Genomic DNA, 23,757 nt, shown 5'->3' with positions numbered 1-23,757 from the left:
AAAAGAGCATCCTGAAAGAATAGGATGCTCTTTTTTGTTTTATTTTTTATGTTCGTGCAACTGATTACACGGAGAACATTGAAATGGAATTTTATCTAAGCAATTAAAGTTTGTTTCACAAATTTGTTCGATCGTTGGGACGAACGGTATGACCACAATATTACTTTCTATTATTTGTGTAACAGGTGGTAACACTGTACCTACTTGATGTTCGAAGCGAATACTCGCTTGATTTATATAATTTCCTGAACCACTTGGCGCACTCTGAACTACTACTTGGAACGAGACTGTGCGTGCTTCACCTGGATTTAAACTTCCTATCAGAAATCCTGATACTGGATTTACATTTGGCACTGGCGTATTATCAACCGTTACACTTCCAAGGACAAATTGAACACTACTATCTAACATATCTTGAAAACGAATATTTTGTATCGCTGTATCTCCCATATTTGTAATAACTGTCGTAAACGTAATAACATCTCCAATTGTTGCTGTTTGATGATCCGCTGTTTTTACGACTGTCGTTGAGACATTTTGAGGAATAAACGGGATAACAACTGTATTGCTATCGCCTTCAACTACTACAGGCGGTTCATTTGGATTCACAGTTGCAAACCCACTCGCTGTCGCTGTATTTGTAACTAAGTTATTTATTTGCCCTCCTGTTATTACAACTTGAAAATTAATAATAGCTGCATCATTTGGCTGAAAATCACCTAACGGAATACCCGTATTCGGGTTGGCAAATGGAAAAGGTACATCATTTACCGTTACCGTGCCATTTATAAATAGCGTATTCGGATCAATGATATCCGTTAAAACAATATTCGTCACAGGAACTGTACTATCATTTATAACAGCAATTCCGTAAGTGACAACATCTCCTACCATTGCTACTTCAAAGTTTGCTCCTTTTGCAACAAATAAGATTGCAGTATTTACCGTTACAATAACTGTATTACTCGTGTCCATCACTGTAACTGGCGGCTCTCCTGGTACTAAAATATATTCTGCTGATGCCCCAGCAACGTTCACTACTGTACCACCATCTGGAAAACTCGTAATCGTAGCTTCATATGTTACAATCGCCGTCTCACCGACTGGAATGTCTAAAATCGTAAATCCAACCTGCGGATTTACTCCCGGACGCGCTACTCCATTTATCGTTACACTATTTGGTACAAAAACAGCTTCCGGAGATAGTACATCAATAAATTTAACATTCATTGCATCAGCCGTACCAGTATTTAATATGCGAACACGGTACGTTACCGTTTCTCCTACTCCAACAATTGAATGATCTACTTCTTTCAGCATATCTAAACTGCCTCTATTTACTGGTGTGACTGTCGTATTACTTGAATTCGTAATTGTAAACGGTGGTTCTCCTGGAATCAATTCGAAATCACCAGTTACTCTCGCTGTATTCATAATGCTACTAGAAGGCGGAATTGCGATTACGTTTACTTCAAATGTGATTAATAAGCTATCCCCTACTGCAAGATCCGGTAATGAAAAGCCTACAAAAGGATCTAAACCTACTTGTGGAATCCCATTTATTTGCACACTTCCTGCAACGAATTCTAAACTAGGCGATGGGACATCAATAAACTGAACATTTATCGCAGTTACCGTTCCCGTATTTGTAACTTGCACACTATACGTTAACGTATCTCCTAATCGCGTTGCTTGCTTATTCACGGTTTTTATAACATTAAAGCGCCCTCTATTTACCCTTGTTATCGTCGTATTACTCGGTTCAGTTACTACAACAGGTGGCTCTCCTGGCACTAAAGTAAAGTTTCCTGTTATATTTGCAACGTTCGTAATTGTTCCTGATGACGGGATGGTTGTAACTATCGCTTGAAACGTCACTATAACGGTTTCACCAACGAGTATATCTCCAACTCCAAATCCAGTAATCGGATTTAAGTTTGGTTGCGAAACTCCATTTACCGTTACACTACTCGATACAAATGACGCTCCTGCTGAAATTGTATCAATAAACTGAACATCATTTGCTGTTACTGTTCCTGTATTCGTTATTTGAACCGTATACGTTAATACATCTCCAGCGAGAGTAGCTGCTCTATTTACTTGTTTAATAACATTAAATCGTCCTCTATTTACAGTTGTGAGCGTTGTGTTACTTGGCTGATTTACTATAACTGGTGGTTCTCCTGGTACTAATATAAAGCTTCCAGTAACATTTGCCGTATTGGCAATTGTTCCGTTTGATGGAACACTAACAACGGTTACTTGGAATGTGACTTCTACACTTCCCCCTGGATTTATATCTGGCAGCGGGAATCCATTATTAGGATTGAACCCAGGTTGTATCACACCACCTATCGTTACACTATTCGGCACGAATGCTATAGAGGAAGGTAATACATCACTATATTGAACATTCGTCGCCGTCACTGTTCCCGTATTTTGAACTACTGTCGTATATGTGATTGTATCGCCTACTGCAACAATCGGCTCACTTACTGATTTTAAAACATTCAAACCAGATTCATTTATTTCGGTTAATGTCGTGTTACTTGTCGTCGTCTCAGTAATAGGCGGTTCTGTTTCACTTACAGCAAATGTAGCGGTAACGTCTACAAAGTTAACAACTGTACCACCTTCTGGTATGCTCGTTACCATCTCTTGATATGTGACAAGCACAAAATCATCTACAGGTATATCTGGAACTGTAAAGCCGATGAACGGATCTAATCCCGGTGCTGGTACCCCGTTTATGCTCACACTTCCCGGTACAAATGCTACACCCGCGGAAGTAGTATCTATAAATTGAACATTCGTCGCTGCCACTGTTCCAAAATTAAAAATCAATACATCATACGTTAAAATTTCTCCTACAATCGCTACTTCTTTATCTACTAGTTTTAACGGAAAAATAAACGCTATATTAATTGTCGTAACGACTAAATTTGTTAATATCGTTTCCGTAATCGGTGGTTCCTGCGGATTTGGTTGTGAAGTAAATGTAACGTCTGCATCATTTAATATGACTTCATTATCTGGAATTTCTGTAATCGTCACTCGGAACGTTACCTCAATACTTCCACCATTAATTAATAATGGAGTAACTGTAAATCCTATTTCTGGATTTACACCAAGTTGCTGCACCCCACCTATCGTTACACTATCTTCTACAAATGTCGTTCCTTCTGGTATGACATCTTGGAAGAACACATCTGTAACAGGTATAATTCCTACGTTTGAAATTAGCACGGTATACGTTAATACATCCCCAACCGCTCCAGTTGCAACGTCAACTGTTTTTGTTGCTGTTACTTCACCAGGAGGAGGTAACGGTATCGTAACTACTGTCGTATTACTTGAATTTGTTGTTGTTACAGGGGGCTGTAAAGGATTTAATAAGAAAGTAGCTGTTGCAGATGCGGTGTTTAGTACGGCTCCACGCGTGGATGGTGCAACTACTGTTACTTGGAACGTTACAGTCAATGATGTGCCAGCAGCTATATTAGGAAGCGTAAAACCTATATTTGGATCAAATCCAGGTTGAGGAGTTCCATTTATCGTTACACTATTTGCTACAAATGTTGTTTCTGAAGCAATTGGATCAATGAAAGAGACATTCGTCGCTGTTACCGTTCCATTATTTCTAATGACAACAGAATACGTGTAAATTTCTCCAAGTGCCGCTTGTTGTACAGATGAAGATTTTTGTATATTTAACTGCGCTGTGTTTACTTGCGTCACGACGAAATTGCTATTCGTAACAGTTGTTATTGGAGGATTGGCTGGATTTATAAGAAAACTTGCAGTAACGTTCGATTGGTTTCTTATATTTCCACCACTCGGAACGCTCGTCACTGTAACTTGAAACGTAATCGTAGCCGTTTGCCCGACAGGAATATTTGGTACTGGGAAACCTGCCATAGGATCCGCGCCTTGCTGAACGACTCCATTTATCGTCACACTATTTACTACAAACGCAGTACCAGACGGAATTGGATCTTGAAAAATAATATTCGTTGCAGGAACAGTTCCTGTATTTTGAATACGAATCGTATACGTTAACGTATCTCCTACACCTGCTTGTGGTGTAGTTACACTCTTTATTACATTAATTGATCCTACATTCACTCGTGTCACAACAATATTACTAATTGTTACAATTGTAATTGGCGGCTGCAAAGGACTTACTTGAAAATCAGCTGTTACATTCGCATTATTCGGAAGAACTCTATTTGGTGGTACACTCGTGATCGTCACTTGAAAAGCAACTGTTACCGTTCCTCCTACTGGAATATTAGCAAGTGGAAATCCAGTTGTTGGGTTTAAAACTGGTTGAGACGTTCCGTTTATTGTTACACTATTCGCTACAAACGTTGTTCCAGATGGAATTGGATCAAGGAATGATACATTTGTTGCTGCTACTGTTCCACTATTTTGTATACGAACTGTATACGTTAACGTATCCCCTACACCTGCTTCACTAGCACTTACGCTCTTCATTACATTTAACCCTGAAGAATTCACCACTGTCATAACAGTATTACTTGGCACTGTTACAGTAATTGGTGGCTCTGTTGGATTTACAAGGAAATCTCCAGTGACATTCGCATTATTGACGACATTATTTCCTTGGGGAATTTCATCAATTAATACTTCAAACGTAACAATTACACTCGTGCCAGTAGGCAAATTATTTATTGGGAATCCAAGTTCTGGATCTGCCCCTTCTTGTAAAACACCATTAACCAATACACTATTTTCAATAAATAAAGTCCCTTGCGGAATTGAATCTTGGAAAAACACATTTGTAGCTGTTACACTACCTGCATTAATTATTTCGATTGTATATACTAAAACATCCCCTACCGTTGCAACATCCGTATTCACTGCCTTCACAACTTCAAAGTTCCCTGATTGTACTGTTGTATTCACAACATTACTCGGAACATTGATTGTTACTGGTGGTTCACTCGGATTCACTTGAAAACTCGCTGTTACATTTGCTTGATTTAAAATATCTTCATTTTCTGGATCCTGTACAATTAATACGTCAAATGTGACTACAACTGTTTGAGCCGCAGGAATATTTGGAAGAGAAAATCCTGTATTTGGATTCAATCCACTTTGTGGTACTCCATTAATTGTTACAGAATTTGCAACGAATGAAACAGCGGAAGGAATAGGGTCTTGGAAAAATACATTTGTTAACAGTACGTTTCCTGTATTTTGGACGGCAATTGTGTATGTTAAAGTATCCCCTACCGCCGCTTGCATTGTATTCACTTCTTTTATTACATTTAAACCGCCTGTATTAACTTGTGTCACAACTGTATTCGTTTGTCTATTAATCGTTATCGGTGGCTGATTCGGAATAACGACGAAATTAGCAGACACATTTCCACGATTTGCAATCGTACCTCCTGATGGTGTAGATGTCACTCGTACTTGAAAAGTCACTGTCCTACTTCCGCCAGGAGATATATTCGCTACGGTAAACCCAGTCGCAGGATTTGCCCCAGGTTGTGAAACCCCATCTACAGTCACACTATTTAGGATAAAAGTCGTTCCAATTGGGATTGGATCTTGAAAAATAACATTCGTCGCAAGTACATTCCCGGTATTCTCAATTGTAACGGTGTACGTAAGAACGTCATTAACTGTCGCAAAAGCTCTATCTACTGTTTTTCTCGTTCTTATATCAGCTATATTAATTGTAGTAAATACAGTATTACTTGTCGCTTGGCCTGAAATTGGTTGCTGACCAGGCACTGGAATAAAGTTAAATGTTACACTCGCACGGTTTGGAATTGGATTTACAAGAGGATTAGATGTTACTCGAACTTGAAAGCGCACTACAGTCGTTTGCGAAGCATTAATACTTCCAAGATTAATACTACTTGCCGGATTTGCTCCTGGACGCGCTACTCCATTTACCGTAACACTATTTGTTATAAACGTTGTTCCAGCAGGTATACTATCAACAAAAATAACATTATTTGCAGCGACATTCCCATCGTTGGTGACATTCACTGTGTACGTTAATACATCATTAATTGTTGCCGTCTGTAGATCTACAGATTTTTGTAAACTTACATTTGCGCGATTTACCGTCGTCTGTACTGTATTTGAAGAAGCTGTACTTGTGATAGGAGGACTTCCAACAAAAGGACGGAATTGGTATGACACCATCGCACGATTTGAAATTGGATTCGGATTCGGGAATGACGTAACTCTCACTTGAAACGTGACAACTCTTTGAGCATTATTCGGTATCGTTCCTAAATTAATTCCACTAGCTGGATTGGCGCTCGGCTGAGTTACTCCACCTACTGTAACACTGCCTGCTATAAACGTAGTTCCATTCGGAATACTGTCTTGTAATACAACGTTTTCTGCACTTCCTGTCCCTGTATTCGGAACAGTAATCGTATAGGTGAGAATATCACCTACTGCTGCAACGGTTTTATCAACAGATTTAACAGGGTTTATAATTGGCCCTGTCGCATCAATTTGAACACCAAAACCAGCTGCAGCATATCCATCTCCATTTGTAACGAAGCGAACAGTCGCTGACGTTTGATTATTTACTAATGATGACGAGGCATCTACATTCGTAATATCCCATCCTTGTCTTCGGACGGCTAAAGCTATCCCTAACGGCTGATTCAAATTTCCAAAGGTGCCAGTTGTATCTAAATTCCCACTATCATTACAAATTTGTGACTGAAAGAAATTATTTGCGGGATTTCTCGGTCCGAATAAAGCAACTGTAGCATTCGCATTCGGTCCAAAGCGAAGTTGATCTCCAACAATGTTAGAATCACCTTCTTGAGCAGTTACAAGTACTCTTCCTGTAACAGAACCTGTAGATGGAGTTGCGAAACCTGAAATAGTAGCATCAACTGGTGGTGATGAAGCATCAATAATTTCTTGGCCTGCATACACTGACAAATTCCGAAGTGGTAAACTTGTATTTTGATAAACTACCTCAAGCGTCCAACCAGCTGAACGACTGACCGTTGGATCAGCAGAAGTTCTTGTAGCCGGTACAGCACCCGTTGTATATGTTCCCGCTCCCCCTGTATTAACAAGATTCGTTACGTTAGCTGAACGTACGTAATAAAACTGGTTCCCTACTGAACCTTGCTGCGCAGTTGCAGGATCTGGTGTAACAGAAAACGTTCCTGCCGGTGTTGTAAATGTAATGTTATCATTTAAAAAAGCTGAAACATCCTCTGTATCGGTCCGGTATGTGCCGGCCCATACTAGTTCTGCGTATAAAATACTACTCCCTGCCGGAAGATTCAAAATTGCACTTGAAGAATTTAATGGCCAGTCATTCGTCGTTCCTGCTGGGAATCCAGGTACTTGGATTGATGTATTTACCGTTGTAAATACATCAATCGTACCGAAGTTATTATTTGGTGCAGGCGATGTAGGACTTAGTCCTAACGTGTTCCCAGTGAACGTGACGGCACCAGTTACTGTTGTTGTAAAGCGATTCATAAAAGGCACACAATCATCTCATTTCAATTATAGTAAAAAGTGCTCTATACTATAAAATGTAGACAAACTATACAATGTACGTTGTCCAACAAAATTCCACATATATGGAGAGGAGTTTACTACACTATGCGCTACGTTATCATAACAGGAACTTCACAAGGTTTAGGTGAGGCAATCGCCACACAATTATTAGAAGAAAATACAACCGTCATCTCTATTTCTAGAAGAGAAAATAAAGAGCTTACTAAACTCGCAGAGCAAAATAACAGTCATTGCATTTTTCATTCCTTAGATCTTCAAGATGTACATAAATTAGAAACTAACTTTAACGAGATCCTTTCATCTATGAAGGAAGACAATATATCATCTATTCATTTAATTAATAATGCAGGCACGGTTGCACCAATGAAGCCAATTGAAAAGGCAGAAAGCGAGCTTTTCATTACAAACGTTCAAATTAATTTACTTGCACCGATGATTCTTACCTCTACTTTCATGAGATATACGAAAGACTGGAAAGTAGATAAACGTGTTATCAACATTTCATCTGGTGCAGGAAAAAATCCTTATTTTGGATGGGGCGCTTATTGTACAACGAAAGCTGGTGTAAATATGTTTACACAGTGCGTAGCAACCGAAGAAGCAGAAAAAGAATATCCAGTAAAAATCGTCGCTTTTGCACCTGGTGTTGTTGATACAAGTATGCAAGCACAAATTCGTGAAACAAATAAAGAAGACTTCATAAATTTAGACCGCTTCATCGCACTAAAAGAAGAAGGAAAACTACTGTCACCTGAATACGTTGCGAAAGCAATTCGTAGCTTACTAGAAACTGAGAATTTCCCGCAAGGTGAAGTCATTCGAATTGATGAATAACAAAAAGGCACGCTCTAATAGCGTGCCTTTTCATTTTATTTCTCTAAAAATATAAGTACAGACTCCGCAATTTTTTCATAACCAATTTCTTGATAAATTTTATTAGACGTAGGGTTTGCTAGATCAGTATATAACGTAGTCGTCTTATATCCTTCATCTAACATACGTTGACTAAGTGCAGCGACACAACTAGATGCGTACCCTTTTTTCCGCGCTTCTTTCGGTGTATATACGAAATTAACTGTTATATTGTTTGTAGTTGGTCTCGTTTTTGCAGCTACAGAAACAAGCTTCCCATCTACTTCTAAACCAAATAGACGACGGTTCGTAATTAATGTATGAGCGGTTTGTTTCGCTTCTTCTTTCGTAGTAGGAAGCCTTACATCTTCGCAAAATTGATAAATCCACTGTTCTATTAATGGTAGCTCATCACTACCTATTTCTCGAAAATCCCCATCCTCGGTCCACTTCTTCTTAACTTGTTGTAATGCATACACACCTTGCTCCATTACAACATTCGTTTTCTTATTTTCTAACACGGCAATCTCTTCCGCTAATTTCTGTACAATTTTCTTATTACCAATCAATCCAGGAACATTTGAATATACTTTCGTTAATTTTTTTGCAAGTTCCACGATATCCTCTTCCGCAATTTCAGACGTAGCAACAATGATTTGTTTCTTTTCTTCTGTTTGAAGAAATACAACTACAATTTCTTCCTCTTGTTTGGCTACCCCCATAAATATCGGTTGTTGGACCATTTGTAATACACCTAATATGAGATTATTTTCCTGCTCATTCTTTTCTAAAAATGGTGTAACCTCTTCTTTAAAATTAAGAATCTCTTCGTATACATGTAATTGAATCATCGACAATCTCTTCCCTCTATTTATAGTTTCATTAAGTATTGGCGATTAATTCATTAAATCCCTCTTTTACGATTCAATATTATGCGAAGTTAACATATTCAAATCAGTTTCAGCTTGTAAAATTCTCTGTTTTTCTTTTTCAAATACCTCTTCTTCTTTTTGAAATGACTCTTTTCGATTTTTAATCATACGCTCCATTTCTTTTTTACTCGGTCCACCGTATACATTTCTTTTTTGAATAAATGCTTCTGGCGATATAATTTCATTCCAATCTTTTTCTAATAAATGTATTTTGAATTTTTCTTGTAAGTATATATTTACATCTTTTAAATGTAATTCATGCAGCTCCTTTTGCTGCTCCAATGACATATTCGCAATAATACTCGCTGCATGATGCGCATGCCGAAATGGAATGCTATAGTTTTTTGTTAAAACATCTGCGAAATCAGTTATCGTAATTGCATGTTTATAAGAACGACTTTTCAACGTTTCTTCTTCTACTTTCATCGTTCGAATCACTGCATTCATAATACAAAAAACACGAATGGTCTTTTCAATTCCTTTATATAAATACGGCTGCAAATCATCTTCTGTATCGACAATATCACCAAATGGTGTATTATGAATCATTTGAAATACTGTAAATGCTTCTCCTAAAGCGCTACTCGTAATCGCACGGGCATGTTCAATGGAAACTGGATTTCGCTTTTGCGGCATAATGCTACTTATTTGTACATATGGCTTTGCAACAGTAATACCATCATATTCTTTCGTCGCTAATAATAAAAAGTCATGAATCCATCTACTCGTATTCGTCATAATTACCATAAGTAACGAGCTAACTTCTAATAAATAATCCGCTCCAGCAACAGCATCATATGAGTTCTCAATTACATTTGTAAACCCAAGTAAATTGGCAACTCGCTCTCGTTTAATTGGGAAACTTGTTGTGGAAAGAGCGGCAGCTCCCATTGGAGACTGATTTATAAGTTTGTACGTTCGTTTCATTCGTTCTAAGTCTCTCTGCATCGTATCATAAATAGCTAACGTATAATGACCAAATGTTGTGGGCTGCGCTGGTTGTGTATGTGTATAAGCTGGCATAATCGTTTCCTTATGATCAGCAGCAAGTTGTAGTATACTTTCTTGCAATAACAAATGATGCTCCATTAGTCGTAGTACATATCGCCTTAAACTCATACGATACATCGTTACACCCATATCATTTCTACTTCTACCAATATGCATATTACTTACAAAATCGCATTTCGCTTCTTGAGAAATTAAATGTTCGACTAGAAAAAAGAGATCTTCATGCTGCTCTGTATATAGCAATTGATCTTTTGGAATTCCCTCTATCTTTTTTAGTGCGTGTAATATAACTTTAGCTTCTTCCTTTTTCATTAAATTTTCTTCAGTCAGCATTGTAATATGTGCTTTATGCACTTGAAACATATCTTTTAATAAGTAATTTCGTTGAAAATGAAATACATGTTGTAATACACAATCCACATATGTTTTCCCAGGGAAATCAGCGCCTTCACTCTTTATAAACTCTTCTTTACTTTGTTTCATCACCTTTTCCCCTCTCACTTAAGTATTACTACCCATCATACCCACAGAGAGTAAAAAAGTGCTTGTACATAAAAATAAACTCGGTGCTCTCTGCACCGAGTTTACTTAATAAAAGTCGCATCATACTTATCACTTTGCAACACTTGGAAATGTAAGTTTGCTAAATGTTTCCGTATTTCTGCACTGTCGTCCTCATTTAAATTATTGGCTAAAAACACTATTTCTGTACAGTTCCCGCGTTTATCCATCGCATAAACTGCTTTTGTAACTGTCCATGGCGTATAACCATTCTTTTGCCCTGCATGTCTAAATGTTTTACGGTATTTTTTAGCACTCATATCCGTTTCAACGATATTAGCCCACACTTTTTCTTCGGCCTCTGTTAGGCCACCTTTATGATTTGCCTTTTGAAGCAGTACCATATAATCGTTTGCAGAAGCTGCTGGTAATCGATCTGACCAAATTTTATCGTAACGTTCCTCTAAATAAAGAGGTATTTCCTTCTGTAATAATGGCCCCTTCTTTTTTAAGCGTTCATGAATAATCATGGCATATTCACGATATTGCTCTTGAGACATTTCTTTTAACTTTTTCTCTATTTTATATTTCGGAACATGTAGTTCTTTATGCAAATATCCAGGGATGTATAAAGATGAAACAATCGGAAATAGCGGCTGATGTGCTGGAAGGGATAAACTTTGTAAATTTCGATTAATATTATCTAACCCTAACACTTCCATTAAATATTCAGCATTCGCATTCGAACTAAACTTAACCATTCCTTTTGCCACTTCTTCTAAAGAAACTGCCTCTTCTGTTATCTTGTCTGTCTTTTGCAAATACCTTTGCCATCTATCTTGTGCACCGCCATCTGTATTCGGCACATAATAACGATTTATATCATTAATGGAAACGAAACTAGACGGATCAATTTTTCCTTCCGTAACTTGTTTCGTATATTCAAGCGCCACAATTAACTTCATCGTACTAGCAACTGGCAATACAACATTTGGATTTACAGAATAAACAACTTTATCATTTCTCTTCACGAGAAGCGCACTATTTTTTTCATCTTTATGTTCTTCAATAAAGGATGCGATATACTCTGCATCATCATTATTTGAACTCCACACTTTTTTCACTAAAAAATTACCCGATATTAGCAAAACGAAAATACCCACAATCACTGCGCATACTATAGTTTTTTTCAAGTAAAATTCCTCTCCTATTGTATAACTCTTCTCTATCTATCTCTTACAAACAAAATAATGGAGATGATTATTTTAGTAATCATCTCCATTATTTTAACTTGTATTCTCCTATTATGTCTACGTCATAATTTTCACGAAGTCTTCGAGAAATTTTTTATAATGTAATGACCAACCGATTCGCACCCAATTCTTTAAAGATTTTGCATCAGGTTGTGGACGGAAATCAGCAATACTTTCTCCCTTTGCAATCCCTACTGTATCCACATCGACACGACGGTACACATAATCCAAAATAGACGGATTCGCCGCAACCATCATTGTAACAACGTCATGTACTGGGCTACCTGTTATTTTCGGATTTAACTTTTTATACGCTTTATAATAATACGTAAATATCGGTTCAATTAATTTATTAAAATTCGTTTTAGAGTGTTTCGTAATATATTTCACCATTTCTGGCGTAATAATTGCTTCAGATGTAACGTTAAGTGGCACTAATGTCAAATTCTTGGCATTTTGCATAACTAATTGTGACGCAATCGGATCACCATGAAAATTCGCCTCTGCGACTGGTGTCACATTGCCGGGCATTAAAAAAGCACCACCCATTATATAATATTCTTTCACATACTTCATCATCGGCTTTTCTAAAATAAATGCTGTCGCTAGTGTCGTTGACCTACCAGCATCAACAATGATTAATTCTCCTTTATACTTTTCAAGAATATCAAAAAAAGCACAAAAAGGTTTTATATTTGGCGAAAAAGCTTTTGGAGGTTTAATTGGCCCTAAACCGTCTGCCCCATGAATTTCTGGATAATACGTTGTAACATCTCCGGATAAAGGAATTTTCGCACCATTAATAACAGGTATATCCTCCCGCCCTGCCATTTGCAGCAAATATGCTGCATTACTTGTCGCCTTTTCTTGTGTTACATTTCCATATCCGGTTACAACACCAACAATATCAATATCAGGATGCATAATTCCATACATGATGGCTAAAGAGTCATCAATTCCTGGGTCTCCCAAAAATAACACTTTTTTCATCGACCTCAACTCCATCCCCTCAATTGTTATTAATTTATGAATAACCTTACATATACAGAATAAAAAAGAATAAATTCACACAAAAAAACGTAATCCTCTATAAGGACTACGTTCTTCCTCTAACCTATACTGTTTTTCTTCACAGCACTCATACTTCCAATGATATAAGCGATAAACGCAAAACAAATTGGGAAGACAACTGTATGTATACCGAACGGATTTGGATAGAAAAGATGAATACACATATATGAGCCTACCCCAACTAAAATAGAGGCAAGCGCTCCTGTTGCATTTCCTTTTCTCCAATATAACCCTAATACAATTGGCCAAATGAATGCTGCTTCTAATCCACCGAAAGAAAATAAATTTAACCATATTAAAAAATCTGGTGGTTTAATTGCTGCTGCATAAACGAGCAGCCCTACGATACCAGTAATCCACAAACTTCCTTTTCTGATCGTACTGTCTGCTGCATCTTTATTTATGTAATTTACGTATATGTCTTTAATAATTGATGAACTTACAAGTAACAATAACGAGTTTACTGTAGACATAATTGCTGCCATTGGCGCGGCTAAAAAAACTCCGGCTAACCAAGGTGGCAACACTTCCATCGCGAGTAGCGGCATTACTTTATCTGGTACCGTTATACCCGGAAGTACGACTCGTGCAAATACACCTGTTAAATGCATACCAATCATAATTGTACCTACAACAACCGTTCCAATTATTAACGCTTGATGCATAGCTTTTGAATTTTTATAAGACATGGCACGCACGCTAATTTGCGGTAAACCAACAACACCAATTCCAATTAAAATCCAAAATGATGTCACATATGACTTCGTTAAACTACCATCCGCTCCGAATGGTGTAATTAAATTTGGATTGATTTGAATAAGCTCCTGCATAATCTTTTCAATTCCACCACCAGCAATGACAGTAGCAATTAAAATGATTGTCGTTCCAACTAACATAATGATTCCTAATAACGTATCTGATAAAGCAACTGCACGAAACCCACCAATTAATACGTACACAAGTACAGAAAAAGTAAATAAAAATAGTGCTGTTGTATAAGATAGACCCGTTAGCGATTCAATTAATCGTCCACCGCCGACCCACTGAGCTACTGTTGCTGAAAATAAGAAGATAATTATACATAACGCAGAAAGTATAACAACTGCTTTATTATTGTATCTTCCCTTTAAATAATCGATAAGAGTAATGGCTTCCATCTTCCTAGCGATAATTGCAAACTTTTTACCGATAACCGTTAAAACGATATACCCTGTTACAACTTGAATCGCAGATAATAATACCCATCCGAGGCCCATATTGTACGCAATACCTGGACCACCAATAAAGCTACTAGCACTACCGTACGTAGCAATCATTGTCATCGCTAATAATAAACCGCCAAGTTCACGCCCACCAAGAAAATATTCTTGTAAAAATTTATTATTAGCAGTCGCTTGTACGCGTCTTGAAGCATATACACCAATTAAAAACACAACGATAAATGAAATTATCATTGGAATGATTACATACCAATTCATCTATTATTCCTCACTTTTTTCTTCCTCATCGAGTGAAATATCTTGAAATACAAAACGAACAACTAAACTAAGTAAAATAACCATAACGACAAATCCAACGATACAGCTATAAAAAAACCATGCTGGAAAACCGAATACATATGTATATTCACTTGGATTTTTACTACCAAGCCCATAAGCAAATCCGTACCATATAATAAAATTAATAATAGCAAGTCCAAGACCAATTAACGCTTCTCTATGGGCAATTCGAAAGCGTGGATCATCATGATAATCCTTCATTTTTCTCCCTCCTCTCACGATGTATTATTGTACCATTGTTCTTCTAGTTTTTCCTACTAGAAAGCAAAAACAAGCAGGATTTTTTATAATCATATAGAAGACCCTCTTACATTACATATTTTTTACAATTGTAACACAAATGAAATTTGAATTTTCAGCATTTGTTAATTATGATTTAAATTAGAGGCTTTCCATCTAGTTCCCACATCCTTGATTTCGGAATAAACGCCGTCTCGTACTGCGTTTACATTATACTTTCAAGGGGGTTATACAATGAGTCAACTAGCTGTAAATCTTCATGAAAAGGTAGAAAAGTTTCTTCAAGGTACAAAAAAGTTATATGTGAATGGATCTTTCATTGAAAGCGCTTCCGGAAAAACATTTAAAACACCTAACCCAGCAACCGGCGAAACACTTGCCGTTGTTTCTGAAGCTGGTCGCGAAGATATTCATAAAGCTGTCGTTGCAGCTCGCATGGCTTTCGACGAAGGTCCTTGGTCTCGCATGAGCACTGCTGAGCGAAGCCGTCTTATGTACAAGTTAGCTGATTTAATGGAAGAACATAAAGAAGAGCTTGCACAGCTCGAAACGTTAGATAACGGAAAGCCAATCCGTGAAACAATGGCAGCAGACATACCACTTGCAATTGAGCATATGCGCTATTATGCTGGCTGGGCTACGAAAATCGTTGGTCAAACAATTCCTGTTTCCGGTGATTATTTTAACTATACACGCCATGAAGCTGTTGGTGTCGTTGGTCAAATTATTCCTTGGAACTTCCCACTTCTTATGGCAATGTGGAAAATGGGAGCGGCGCTGGCTACAGGATGTACAATCGTTTTAAAACCTGCAGAGCAAACTCCACTATCCGCTCTATACTTAGCTGAATTAATTGAAGAAGCTGGGTTCCCGAAAGGTGTTATTAATATCGTTCCTGGATTCGGTGAATCAGCTGGACAAGCTCTTGTTAATCATCCACTCGTTGATAAAATTGCATTTACTGGTTCTACTCCAGTTGGTAAACAAATTATGCGACAAGCATCTGAATCATTAAAACGCGTTACACTTGAGTTAGGCGGTAAATCACCAAATATCATCTTGCCAGATGCTGATTTATCTCGCGCGATTCCTGGTGCACTTTCTGGTGTTATGTTTAACCAAGGACAAGTATGCTCTGCTGGATCACGCTTATTTGTTCCGAAGAAAATGTATGATAATGTCATGGCTGACCTTGTCCTTTACTCTAAAAAATTAAATCAAGGTGCTGGCTTAAGTCCAGAAACTACAATCGGTCCTCTCGTTTCTGAAGAACAACAAAAACGTGTAATGGGCTACATTGAAAAAGGAATTGAAGAAGGTGCTGAAGTACTTTGCGGAGGAAGTAATCCATTCGATCAAGGCTACTTCGTTTCTCCTACAGTATTCGCTGACGTAAATGACGAAATGACGATCGCAAAAGAAGAAATTTTCGGTCCAGTTATTTCTGCAATACCTTTTAACGATATTGATGAAGTAATTGAACGTGCAAATAAATCACAATTCGGCTTAGCGGCTGGTGTGTGGACAGAAAATGTTAAAACAGCACACTATGTTGCAAGTAAAGTACGTGCTGGTACTGTATGGGTAAACTGTTATAACGTCTTTGATGCAGCATCTCCATTTGGAGGATTTAAACAATCCGGTCTTGGCCGTGAAATGGGATCTTACGCATTAAATAACTATACAGAAGTGAAGAGCGTTTGGCTCAACTTAAATTAACGAAAAAAGAACCTGGCCTATCCGGTCAGGTTCTTTTCATTATGTATTCCTTTAAACTTGTAGTCCTCCGCTCACATTCAATACTTCTCCTGTAATATAGGATGCGTATTCTGATGCTAAAAAGGCTGCTGCGTTCGCAATATCTTCTGGCGTTCCAATTCTACCAACTGGAATCGCGCCAACCATCTTTTCTTTCACTTTATCTGGTATCGTTTTTGTCATATCTGTATCCATAAACCCTGGACAAATCGCATTGCACGTAATGCCGAAGCTTCCAACTTCTTTCGCCGCTGTTTTCGTTAAACCTACAACTCCTGCCTTTGTAGCAGCATAATTCGCTTGACCTATGTTTCCTTCTCTACTAATTGAAGATATATTAATAATGCGTCCATACCCTTGTTGTCTCATGTAAAGAAGCGCTGGCTGCATACAATAAAAAACACCTGTTAAATTTACTTGCAGTACTTGCTCCCATGCAGGTTTCTCCATTTTATGTAACATTGCATCTCGCGTAATGCCTGCATTATTTACTAAAATGTGCAGTGTACCAAATGTTTGGACAGCGTATTCAATTAAGGACTTCGCATCATTTTGATTACTCACATCACAACGATACTGCTTCACTTCATATCCTTCATCTGCTAATTCACGTGTCGTTTTTTGTAGCTTCTCTTCATTTACATCGCTAATTAATACTTTCGCCCCTAGTTTTGCATAAACCCTTGCAATCTCTTTTCCAATTCCCTGTGCAGCTCCTGTTACTACAGCTGTTTTCCCATTTAAAAACTCCATCCCTATCCCTCATTTCTATTACTTATACTGTATATTTCGGCTCTTTGCTTCCCAATTCCTCTTTGTATAAAAAAGTCTATTTGTGTCAAACTAACTTTGCAACGTCGCATAAAACACAAGGAGATTGTGTCGAATGAACAAAAAAAATTTCAAGCAAAACAAAGCTGCTGATGGCATTGATGTTGAGTTCTCTCGCGAACTCGCTGACCACAATGACTTAGAAGCAAACGCACGTGCAAATGCCGCTGATGCACGTCAAAAACGCCAGTCAACAGAAAAATAAGGAACGCACAACCTTATTCTTTTCAACAGGGACCTACTACCCAACAAAATAAACCGAGAGATATCCTCTCGGTTTATTTTCTATATTTTTTTATATAATGTGCCAAAGTAAGTAGCGGATATATATAGGCATAGCTATGATAACGAATATAAAACCCACCTGGCAAACCTGTTCCGGTAGGATATTTTTCATTCACATAAGGATTCGCAAGCAAATATGAAATACCTTTTCGAATAGCTGGTGTTTCTTCATCATGGTAAGAAATGAGAGCATCTAACGCCCAAGCTGTTTGGGATGGTGTACTAAATGGTAAAGTAACGAACCTTTTTTCCACGCTACTGTGGCACGATTCCCCCCACCCACCATCTTCATGCTGTATATGTTCTAACCATAAAGCTGCTCTTTTCATTGATGGATTGCTAGATGGAATTCCGAGTGACCGTAAACCAGTCATAACAGCCCACGTACCATATATATAACAAATCCCCCATTTCCCATACCATGATCCATTTTCCTCTTGCACATTCATTAACCAATTTATCGCACTTTGTTTTTGTTTCTCAGGCAATTCATTTTGCGCGTATGTCCCGAAAAGCTCTAACACTCTTCCTGTAATATCTGGTGTAGAGGGATCTGTAATCATATCGCTTGCATTTTCGATTGGTAAATTTGCTAATAAATTACTCGTCACACCTTTTTCAAACGCTCCCCAACCACCATCATTATTTTGTAATCCTTTAACCCAATTAACCCCTTTCTTCCAAGCATTATCTACATTTTCGTTCCCTCTACTTCTTGCCAACGCTCTTAGCACAGCTGTTGTATCATCGACATCTGGAATTGTCGTATTCACATCCGAAAAACCCCAACCGCCTGGAGTCAGCGCCGGAGCATGTACGCTCCAATCAGCTTTTTTTGTATGCTGTTTTTTTAATACATACGCTGTTGCATGTTGAATCATCTTATTATCTTTCGAAGCGTGGGCCTCTTGTAACGTATAGCTGAGTAAAGCCGTATCCCATACAGTTGAAGGAGAGTTTTGCAAATGATTCCCTCTTTCCATCTTCCATATATAAGATGTTATCCCTGCTATAGCTTTTTGAATCATCGATGATTGAAGAGAATGTCCTAACGCGAGTAAAGCATAAATCATATAAAATGAGGCAGTTGCGTAACTATATAACGTTCCATTTTCATCAATACGCTCTTTCATAAAACGTTCGACTTCCTCATATCCTTTATGGTGTAAAGAAAGTGGATACGATATAATTTGTTTTACATCACTTAATAACGTTTGAAACAACGGAGACCGCTCCTCCCGAAACCATTCCCCGCCCCCGCCTGCGATATGATTTAAATTTGGCAGTAACTTTTTTCCTACTCGAAATCTTTTATTTAAACAAACCATCATCGGAATTAAATGGATACGTGCTGAGCTACTCAATTCAAATATACTGAGGGCTGAATCATTTTGCAGAAACATAATCGGTGTTGGCAAATGAAAAAGCGAAGGGTATTCATATTCTCCATGAATTGCTAATAAAAACTTCGTCATAAAATGAGCACGCGCCACGCCTCCACGTTCCTTAATAAACATTTCGGCTCGCCTCATATTCGCATCTTCTTTTGTATATTTTTTTGAAGCTAGTAAGGCAGTATAAGATTGAATTGTAGCAGATAAATTGCCACCCACTTCATCTTCATACAATTTCCATGTTCCTTCATTTGTTTGAAGTGATGCTAATCTTTTTACAAACGGTTCTATCTCTTTATCTCTACCTAATAATTTTAATAAAAAAATCATATGGCAATCTGTTAATGGTGCTCCTTCAAAACAAAACTGCCACGTACCCTCTTGCCGTTGCATCGTTTGAAGTGCAGTTGTTCTTCTCGCTATTTCTTCATGCACTTTTTCATATAATAACAAGTTACTCACCCACCCTTTCGAAATCCGTATAACGATATTCAAAAAGGTAGCTAAATATGTATGAAAACAAAGAAAAACAGAACATATAAAATGTTCTGCTCATAAGCAATATCCCACTCCGACAATAATCCCTACTAAAGCACCGACTACTACTTCATACGGTGTATGCCCGACAAGTTCATTTAACTTCTTATATTCTGTTTGTCTACCGTGAAAGAACTCATTCAATATTTTCGCTTGTTTACTAACTGCAAGTCTTACTCCTGAAGCATCATACATAACAATTATTGCAAAGATAGCAGCAATAGCAAATAAGGTACTTTCCACACCTTCCACAACGCCAACACCTGTCGCAAGTGCTGTAACAGTTGAAGCATGAGAACTCGGCATCCCACCTGAAGCGAAAAACTTTGCAAAATCAAATTCACCCGTTTTGAATAATTTAAAGACTACTTTCGTTAATTGTGCTAGAAACCATGAAATTACAGCGGCCATAAGCGGATCATTATGTAAAATTGTTTCCACGTTCTCAGCTCCCTACTGACTATAATGGAAATCTATATAGTATCAGTATAAAGAAAAATGCGTAGAAAATACTACGCATTATGATACTTTTGCTGATTTATTTTTTATAAATTTCGGTTGTTTCTGCACTAAAAACCTTGTTTTCGCTATTGAAAACACAAATAATGCAACCCATATACAGAAAAATGCCATCATATGAGTAGATGTGAAATGTTCACCAAATACGAATACACCTAAAATTAAACTAATCGTTGGTGCAATATATTGTAAAAATCCTACCATATAAAGCGGAATAAGTTGTGCTCCTTTTGCAAAATAAAAAAGTGGTAAAGCTGTAACAATGCCTGCTCCTATTAATAGTAACGTCGATGACATGGAAATAGATCCAAATGAACCGAATCCATGCGCTCCTGTCATAACGAGATAGATAATCGCAAACGGCGTCACTAACATTGTTTCCATCGTAAGACCAATTGTCGCATCATAGTTTAACAATTTTTTTGTTAATCCGTATAATCCAAATGAAAAGGCAAGTGATAAAGAAACCCACGGAATAGATCCGAAACGGACTGTTAAAATGATAACCCCTATTCCAGCTAAACCAACTGCAACATATTGCCAAAAGTTTAACTTTTCCTTTAAAACGACTGTACCAAGTAAAATACTAATAAGCGGATTAATATAATATCCAAGACTTGCTTCAATGACATGATTATGATTAACGGCCCATATGTAGACAAACCAGTTTCCGCTAATCAAGACTGAAGCTATTGTTAATGACGTTAATAATTTAGGTCGTTTAAAAAGATTCACGAACTCCCCAATAAACTGACGAAACCTCTTCGTAACACCTAACACAAGTAACATAAAAACGAACGCCCAAACGATGCGGTGTGCTAATATTTCATCTGCTGGAACTTCCTCAACCCATTTCCAATAGATTGGTAGGATTCCCCACATCGTATAAGCACCAGCCGCATATATAATCCCTTTTTTTTGCTGTGCTGATTGACTCCCCATCTTCCCTTTTCTCCTCTTCTCATTTTTCTCCATTATACGGTCCCGCATGCTCACTTTACCAATAATCAATCTGCAATTCTTTCGACATTTCTCATACAGCAAAAAGTAAACATACTGTTATAACGACAAGTAACGGTATACCGAAAACAAATTTCTTTTTATGTGTTTTATGGTGAAACATATACATACCAATCCAAGCACCAACTGCGCCTCCAGCTACCGCTGATAAAAACAACGTACTTTCTGGCGTTCTCCACTGTTTCTTCTTCGCTTTTCGTTTATCAAGCCCCATAAGGCTAAAAGCTATAACGTTAATAATAATAAAATAAATCCATTTCATCGCTTTCTCTCCCTATGAAAAATTCGCTTAATGGTAACATGAAAAAACGATGGAAACAACTGAAGATCACTTTTTATTAATTAGTTACCTTTATATTTAAATAACCAACTAAAATCACAGTTAAAGCAATTAAATAGAAAGATGTTATGAGCAGAATCTTATATTGCATTCCCTTCATCCACTACCATATCATCGAAAAAACTTCTCTCAATCTCTTTTTCATCAAAATGCAGAACTACAATTAGTCCTACATATAAAGAAACGAAATTTAGAAACCATTCCCCATTATCATCTTTCTTAGCTAAACATTTAAATATCTCTTGAAATTGCATACGTTCATCTGCTGCAACAACCGGGCGCACACCAAAATATTTCAATACGAAATGTAGGTTTAGCTGCACGGATAATGATAAAATATATTTTAATATCTCCGTATACTCCGCACTATCTTTTTGACTATACAACTTCACAAGCTTTTGATGTAAAGTAGAAATCGATAATTCTTCGTCAGTCACTTTAGTTGCTTCTATCGTTTCAATCATCTTTTTCATATCCATTACATTCACCCCTTCTGCAAAAAAACAAAAGCCAAAGCGTATTTATTTTATAATCAGCAATAATTGAGTATTTCTCATCTCTCTTTCTTCTTCACTAACTAAGTCATACTTTTTTAAAAGATGAAAGATATCATTTAATATTTCCTGTGAATGATTACCTTGCAAAAATCCCTTCAATCCTGTAAAAATCTCTTTAGGCAAAAAACTCTTCTGACTTTCAAGCTTATTCATTACATCTTCCATAGAATGATCGATATTACACGCCATACTAAACTCCCCCCCTCTATCCTTTATAAATAATATCCTCCGCTAACGATGTAAACACTTCTCCTACAAGAGAGTCTTCATCATATACAGATGAACCGTTATTTTCTTCTCGTTTTGCAAAAGGTATTTGTGCAATCACTTCTGTTTGCAATTGTTCTGCAAGCATTTCGCCGCCACCTTTTCCGAAGAGATAATTTTTCGATCCATCTTGTTCTTCATAATAAGCCATATTTTCTACAATCCCTAAAATCTCGTGTTTCGTATGTTTTGCCATAACACCTACTCTAGATGCTACGAATGAAGCTACGTTGTGTGGTGTTGTAACGATAATTTCTTGCGCCTGCGGGATCATTGCTGCAACATCAATAGCTACATCTCCTGTGCCAGGTGGTAAATCAAGAAGTAAATAATCTAATTCCCCCCAGTGCGTATTCGCAAGGAAATTTTGAATCCATTTATTTAACATCGGTCCGCGCCACATAACTGGGTTATTTCCTTCCGTAAAAAATCCCATCGACATAATTTTAACACCGTGACTAACAACTGGAATTGCTGTTTGATCAATCATCGTCGGTTTTTGATTCGTTTCCATCATAGCTGGAATGCTAAAACCATATATATCTGCATCTAATATCCCCACTTTTTTGCCCATACGAGCTAAAGCAGTGGCAAGGTTAATTGTCACCGTTGATTTTCCAACTCCACCTTTACCGCTCGTTACAGTAATAAATCGTATCCCTGAATCAAGGCGAAGCATGCTCGGCATTCCAGTTTCTGTTCTACTATTTTTCTTTAACTTCTCTGTTAGCGCAGCTCGTTCTTCTTGTGTCATAGAACCAAATGTCAAATCTACTTTAGATGCACCAATTGCCTGAAGAGACTCTTCCACATCTTGTTGAATTTTTGCCTTTAATGGACAACCTTGAATCGTTAGCACTACTTCAAGTTTAACCTCTGTTCCATTCATTTGTATATTTCTAACCATATTTAATTCTACAATACTTTTGTGTAACTCCGGATCCTCTACATGTTTTAATGCGTTCATTATTTGTTCTTGAGTAATCATAGAACTCATCCCTTCTCGTATTCGAATTTATATACAACATCTTCTTGGCGAAAAAGCTTATTATCCCCCACTAACGGGCGGGATTAATGCGACTATATCTCCAGCTTTTATCATCTCTTCATCCGTTACAAACTCTTCATTAACAGCCGCCATCACTCTATCAAGCGATTGTAAGCAATAACTTGCTTTGAGCCATTCTTTTAATTGCTGAACTGTCATTTCTTGCTTTTCTAAAATTACTAGTCGATCCGATCCGACTTCCTCACGTAAATTTGCGAACAATAAAATTGTAATCAT

19 protein-coding genes are annotated in these 23,757 nt (G+C 37.4%); 3 read left to right on the top strand and 16 right to left on the bottom strand.

Features of this window, described 5'->3' with window-relative positions; translation table 11 throughout:
• Positions 1-39 precede the first annotated feature (39 nt).
• Positions 40-7,512, bottom strand: a complete 7,473-nt coding sequence (locus FS802_RS25260) for a DUF7507 domain-containing protein (protein ID WP_144525550.1) — start codon at positions 7,510-7,512, stop codon at positions 40-42.
• A 117-nt stretch (positions 7,513-7,629) separates the two neighbouring features.
• Here FS802_RS25260 and FS802_RS25255 point away from each other — a divergent pair, with 117 nt between their 5' ends.
• Positions 7,630-8,379, top strand: a complete 750-nt coding sequence (locus FS802_RS25255) for a (S)-benzoin forming benzil reductase (RefSeq protein WP_001271045.1) — start codon at positions 7,630-7,632, stop codon at positions 8,377-8,379.
• A gap of 35 nt (positions 8,380-8,414) precedes the next feature.
• On the opposite strand, the gene FS802_RS25250 is transcribed toward FS802_RS25255, so the two are convergent.
• The 6 genes from FS802_RS25250 to FS802_RS25225 form a co-directional block, all read right to left on the bottom strand.
• Positions 8,415-9,248: a GNAT family N-acetyltransferase gene (locus FS802_RS25250; RefSeq protein WP_098654652.1), complete on the bottom strand. Its 834-nt coding sequence runs from the start codon at positions 9,246-9,248 to the stop codon at positions 8,415-8,417.
• Positions 9,249-9,314: 66 nt separating this feature from the next.
• Positions 9,315-10,823 carry an argininosuccinate lyase gene (argH, locus tag FS802_RS25245; protein ID WP_098654651.1) on the bottom strand — a complete coding sequence of 503 codons (1,509 nt, stop codon included), beginning with the start codon at positions 10,821-10,823 and terminating at the stop codon, positions 9,315-9,317.
• Between the two features lie 101 nt (positions 10,824-10,924).
• Positions 10,925-12,034: a serine hydrolase gene (locus tag FS802_RS25240; protein ID WP_098654650.1), complete on the bottom strand. Its 1,110-nt coding sequence runs from the start codon at positions 12,032-12,034 to the stop codon at positions 10,925-10,927.
• A 117-nt stretch (positions 12,035-12,151) separates the two neighbouring features.
• Complete coding sequence (locus tag FS802_RS25235) at positions 12,152-13,084, bottom strand: nucleoside hydrolase (RefSeq protein ID WP_000756434.1); 933 nt, start codon at positions 13,082-13,084, stop codon at positions 12,152-12,154.
• 119 nt (positions 13,085-13,203) lie between these two features.
• A complete protein-coding gene (panF, locus tag FS802_RS25230; RefSeq protein ID WP_001104842.1) occupies positions 13,204-14,643 on the bottom strand; it encodes a sodium/pantothenate symporter in 1,440 nt (479 codons plus the stop codon).
• Positions 14,644-14,646: 3 nt separating this feature from the next.
• On the bottom strand, positions 14,647-14,925 hold the full coding sequence (locus FS802_RS25225) for a YhdT family protein (RefSeq protein WP_000656242.1): 279 nt from the start codon (positions 14,923-14,925) through the stop codon (positions 14,647-14,649).
• A gap of 273 nt (positions 14,926-15,198) precedes the next feature.
• Here FS802_RS25225 and dhaS point away from each other — a divergent pair, with 273 nt between their 5' ends.
• Entirely contained in the window at positions 15,199-16,683 is a 1,485-nt protein-coding gene (dhaS, locus tag FS802_RS25220; protein WP_000080277.1) for an aldehyde dehydrogenase DhaS, read from the top strand.
• Positions 16,684-16,734: 51 nt separating this feature from the next.
• Here the strand turns inward: dhaS and fabG are convergent, their stop codons facing one another.
• A complete protein-coding gene (gene fabG, locus FS802_RS25215) occupies positions 16,735-17,475 on the bottom strand; it encodes a 3-oxoacyl-ACP reductase FabG (protein WP_048562617.1) in 741 nt (246 codons plus the stop codon).
• A gap of 133 nt (positions 17,476-17,608) precedes the next feature.
• Between fabG and FS802_RS25210 the strand changes: the two genes are divergently transcribed.
• Positions 17,609-17,758 carry a YfhD family protein gene (locus FS802_RS25210; protein ID WP_001035806.1) on the top strand — a complete coding sequence of 50 codons (150 nt, stop codon included), beginning with the start codon at positions 17,609-17,611 and terminating at the stop codon, positions 17,756-17,758.
• A 73-nt stretch (positions 17,759-17,831) separates the two neighbouring features.
• Here the strand turns inward: FS802_RS25210 and FS802_RS25205 are convergent, their stop codons facing one another.
• From FS802_RS25205 to moaD, 8 genes are all read right to left on the bottom strand, one after another.
• Positions 17,832-19,685 (bottom strand): terpene cyclase/mutase family protein, encoded by a 1,854-nt coding sequence (locus FS802_RS25205; RefSeq protein WP_098708129.1) that lies wholly within the window; start codon positions 19,683-19,685, stop codon positions 17,832-17,834.
• Between the two features lie 99 nt (positions 19,686-19,784).
• A complete protein-coding gene (locus tag FS802_RS25200; protein ID WP_000447816.1) occupies positions 19,785-20,210 on the bottom strand; it encodes a divergent PAP2 family protein in 426 nt (141 codons plus the stop codon).
• 78 nt (positions 20,211-20,288) lie between these two features.
• Entirely contained in the window at positions 20,289-21,230 is a 942-nt protein-coding gene (gene rarD, locus FS802_RS25195; protein WP_098654648.1) for an EamA family transporter RarD, read from the bottom strand.
• A gap of 91 nt (positions 21,231-21,321) precedes the next feature.
• Positions 21,322-21,570 (bottom strand): DUF1294 domain-containing protein, encoded by a 249-nt coding sequence (locus FS802_RS25190; protein ID WP_000871331.1) that lies wholly within the window; start codon positions 21,568-21,570, stop codon positions 21,322-21,324.
• A gap of 158 nt (positions 21,571-21,728) precedes the next feature.
• On the bottom strand, positions 21,729-22,127 hold the full coding sequence (locus FS802_RS25185; RefSeq protein WP_098720304.1) for a nucleoside triphosphate pyrophosphohydrolase family protein: 399 nt from the start codon (positions 22,125-22,127) through the stop codon (positions 21,729-21,731).
• Between the two features lie 42 nt (positions 22,128-22,169).
• On the bottom strand, positions 22,170-22,394 hold the full coding sequence (locus tag FS802_RS25180; RefSeq protein ID WP_000752391.1) for a hypothetical protein: 225 nt from the start codon (positions 22,392-22,394) through the stop codon (positions 22,170-22,172).
• 16 nt (positions 22,395-22,410) lie between these two features.
• The gene (locus FS802_RS25175; protein WP_098654645.1) at positions 22,411-23,460 is read right to left on the bottom strand and encodes a P-loop NTPase; all 1,050 of its coding nucleotides are present in this window, start codon (positions 23,458-23,460) and stop codon (positions 22,411-22,413) included.
• Between the two features lie 60 nt (positions 23,461-23,520).
• Complete coding sequence (moaD, locus tag FS802_RS25170) at positions 23,521-23,757, bottom strand: molybdopterin converting factor subunit 1 (protein WP_141546028.1); 237 nt, start codon at positions 23,755-23,757, stop codon at positions 23,521-23,523.

The sequence above is a fragment of the Bacillus sp. DE0042 genome, assembly GCF_007680225.1.
GTDB classification, from domain to species: Bacteria; Bacillota; Bacilli; order Bacillales; family Bacillaceae_G; genus Bacillus_A; species Bacillus_A wiedmannii.
This window is presented reverse-complemented; position numbering and strand designations above follow the sequence as displayed.

What these genes read in the sequence shown, in the direction of transcription:
- FS802_RS25255 (WP_001271045.1), top strand. Translation starts at nt 7,630, where the DNA reads ATGCGCTACGTTATCATAACAGGAACTTCACAAGGTTTAGGTGAGGCA.
- panF (WP_001104842.1), bottom strand. Translation starts at nt 14,643, where the DNA reads ATGAATTGGTATGTAATCATTCCAATGATAATTTCATTTATCGTTGTG.
- dhaS (WP_000080277.1), top strand. Translation starts at nt 15,199, where the DNA reads ATGAGTCAACTAGCTGTAAATCTTCATGAAAAGGTAGAAAAGTTTCTT.
- rarD (WP_098654648.1), bottom strand. Translation starts at nt 21,230, where the DNA reads ATGGGGAGTCAATCAGCACAGCAAAAAAAAGGGATTATATATGCGGCT.
- FS802_RS25185 (WP_098720304.1), bottom strand. Translation starts at nt 22,127, where the DNA reads ATGGATATGAAAAAGATGATTGAAACGATAGAAGCAACTAAAGTGACT.
- FS802_RS25210 (WP_001035806.1), top strand. Translation starts at nt 17,609, where the DNA reads ATGAACAAAAAAAATTTCAAGCAAAACAAAGCTGCTGATGGCATTGAT.
- FS802_RS25190 (WP_000871331.1), bottom strand. Translation starts at nt 21,570, where the DNA reads ATGAAATGGATTTATTTTATTATTATTAACGTTATAGCTTTTAGCCTT.
- moaD (WP_141546028.1), bottom strand. Translation starts at nt 23,757, where the DNA reads ATGATTACAATTTTATTGTTCGCAAATTTACGTGAGGAAGTCGGATCG.
- fabG (WP_048562617.1), bottom strand. Translation starts at nt 17,475, where the DNA reads ATGGAGTTTTTAAATGGGAAAACAGCTGTAGTAACAGGAGCTGCACAG.
- FS802_RS25225 (WP_000656242.1), bottom strand. Translation starts at nt 14,925, where the DNA reads ATGAAGGATTATCATGATGATCCACGCTTTCGAATTGCCCATAGAGAA.
- FS802_RS25180 (WP_000752391.1), bottom strand. Translation starts at nt 22,394, where the DNA reads ATGGCGTGTAATATCGATCATTCTATGGAAGATGTAATGAATAAGCTT.
- argH (WP_098654651.1), bottom strand. Translation starts at nt 10,823, where the DNA reads ATGAAACAAAGTAAAGAAGAGTTTATAAAGAGTGAAGGCGCTGATTTC.
- FS802_RS25235 (WP_000756434.1), bottom strand. Translation starts at nt 13,084, where the DNA reads ATGAAAAAAGTGTTATTTTTGGGAGACCCAGGAATTGATGACTCTTTA.
- FS802_RS25175 (WP_098654645.1), bottom strand. Translation starts at nt 23,460, where the DNA reads ATGATTACTCAAGAACAAATAATGAACGCATTAAAACATGTAGAGGAT.
- FS802_RS25250 (WP_098654652.1), bottom strand. Translation starts at nt 9,248, where the DNA reads ATGATTCAATTACATGTATACGAAGAGATTCTTAATTTTAAAGAAGAG.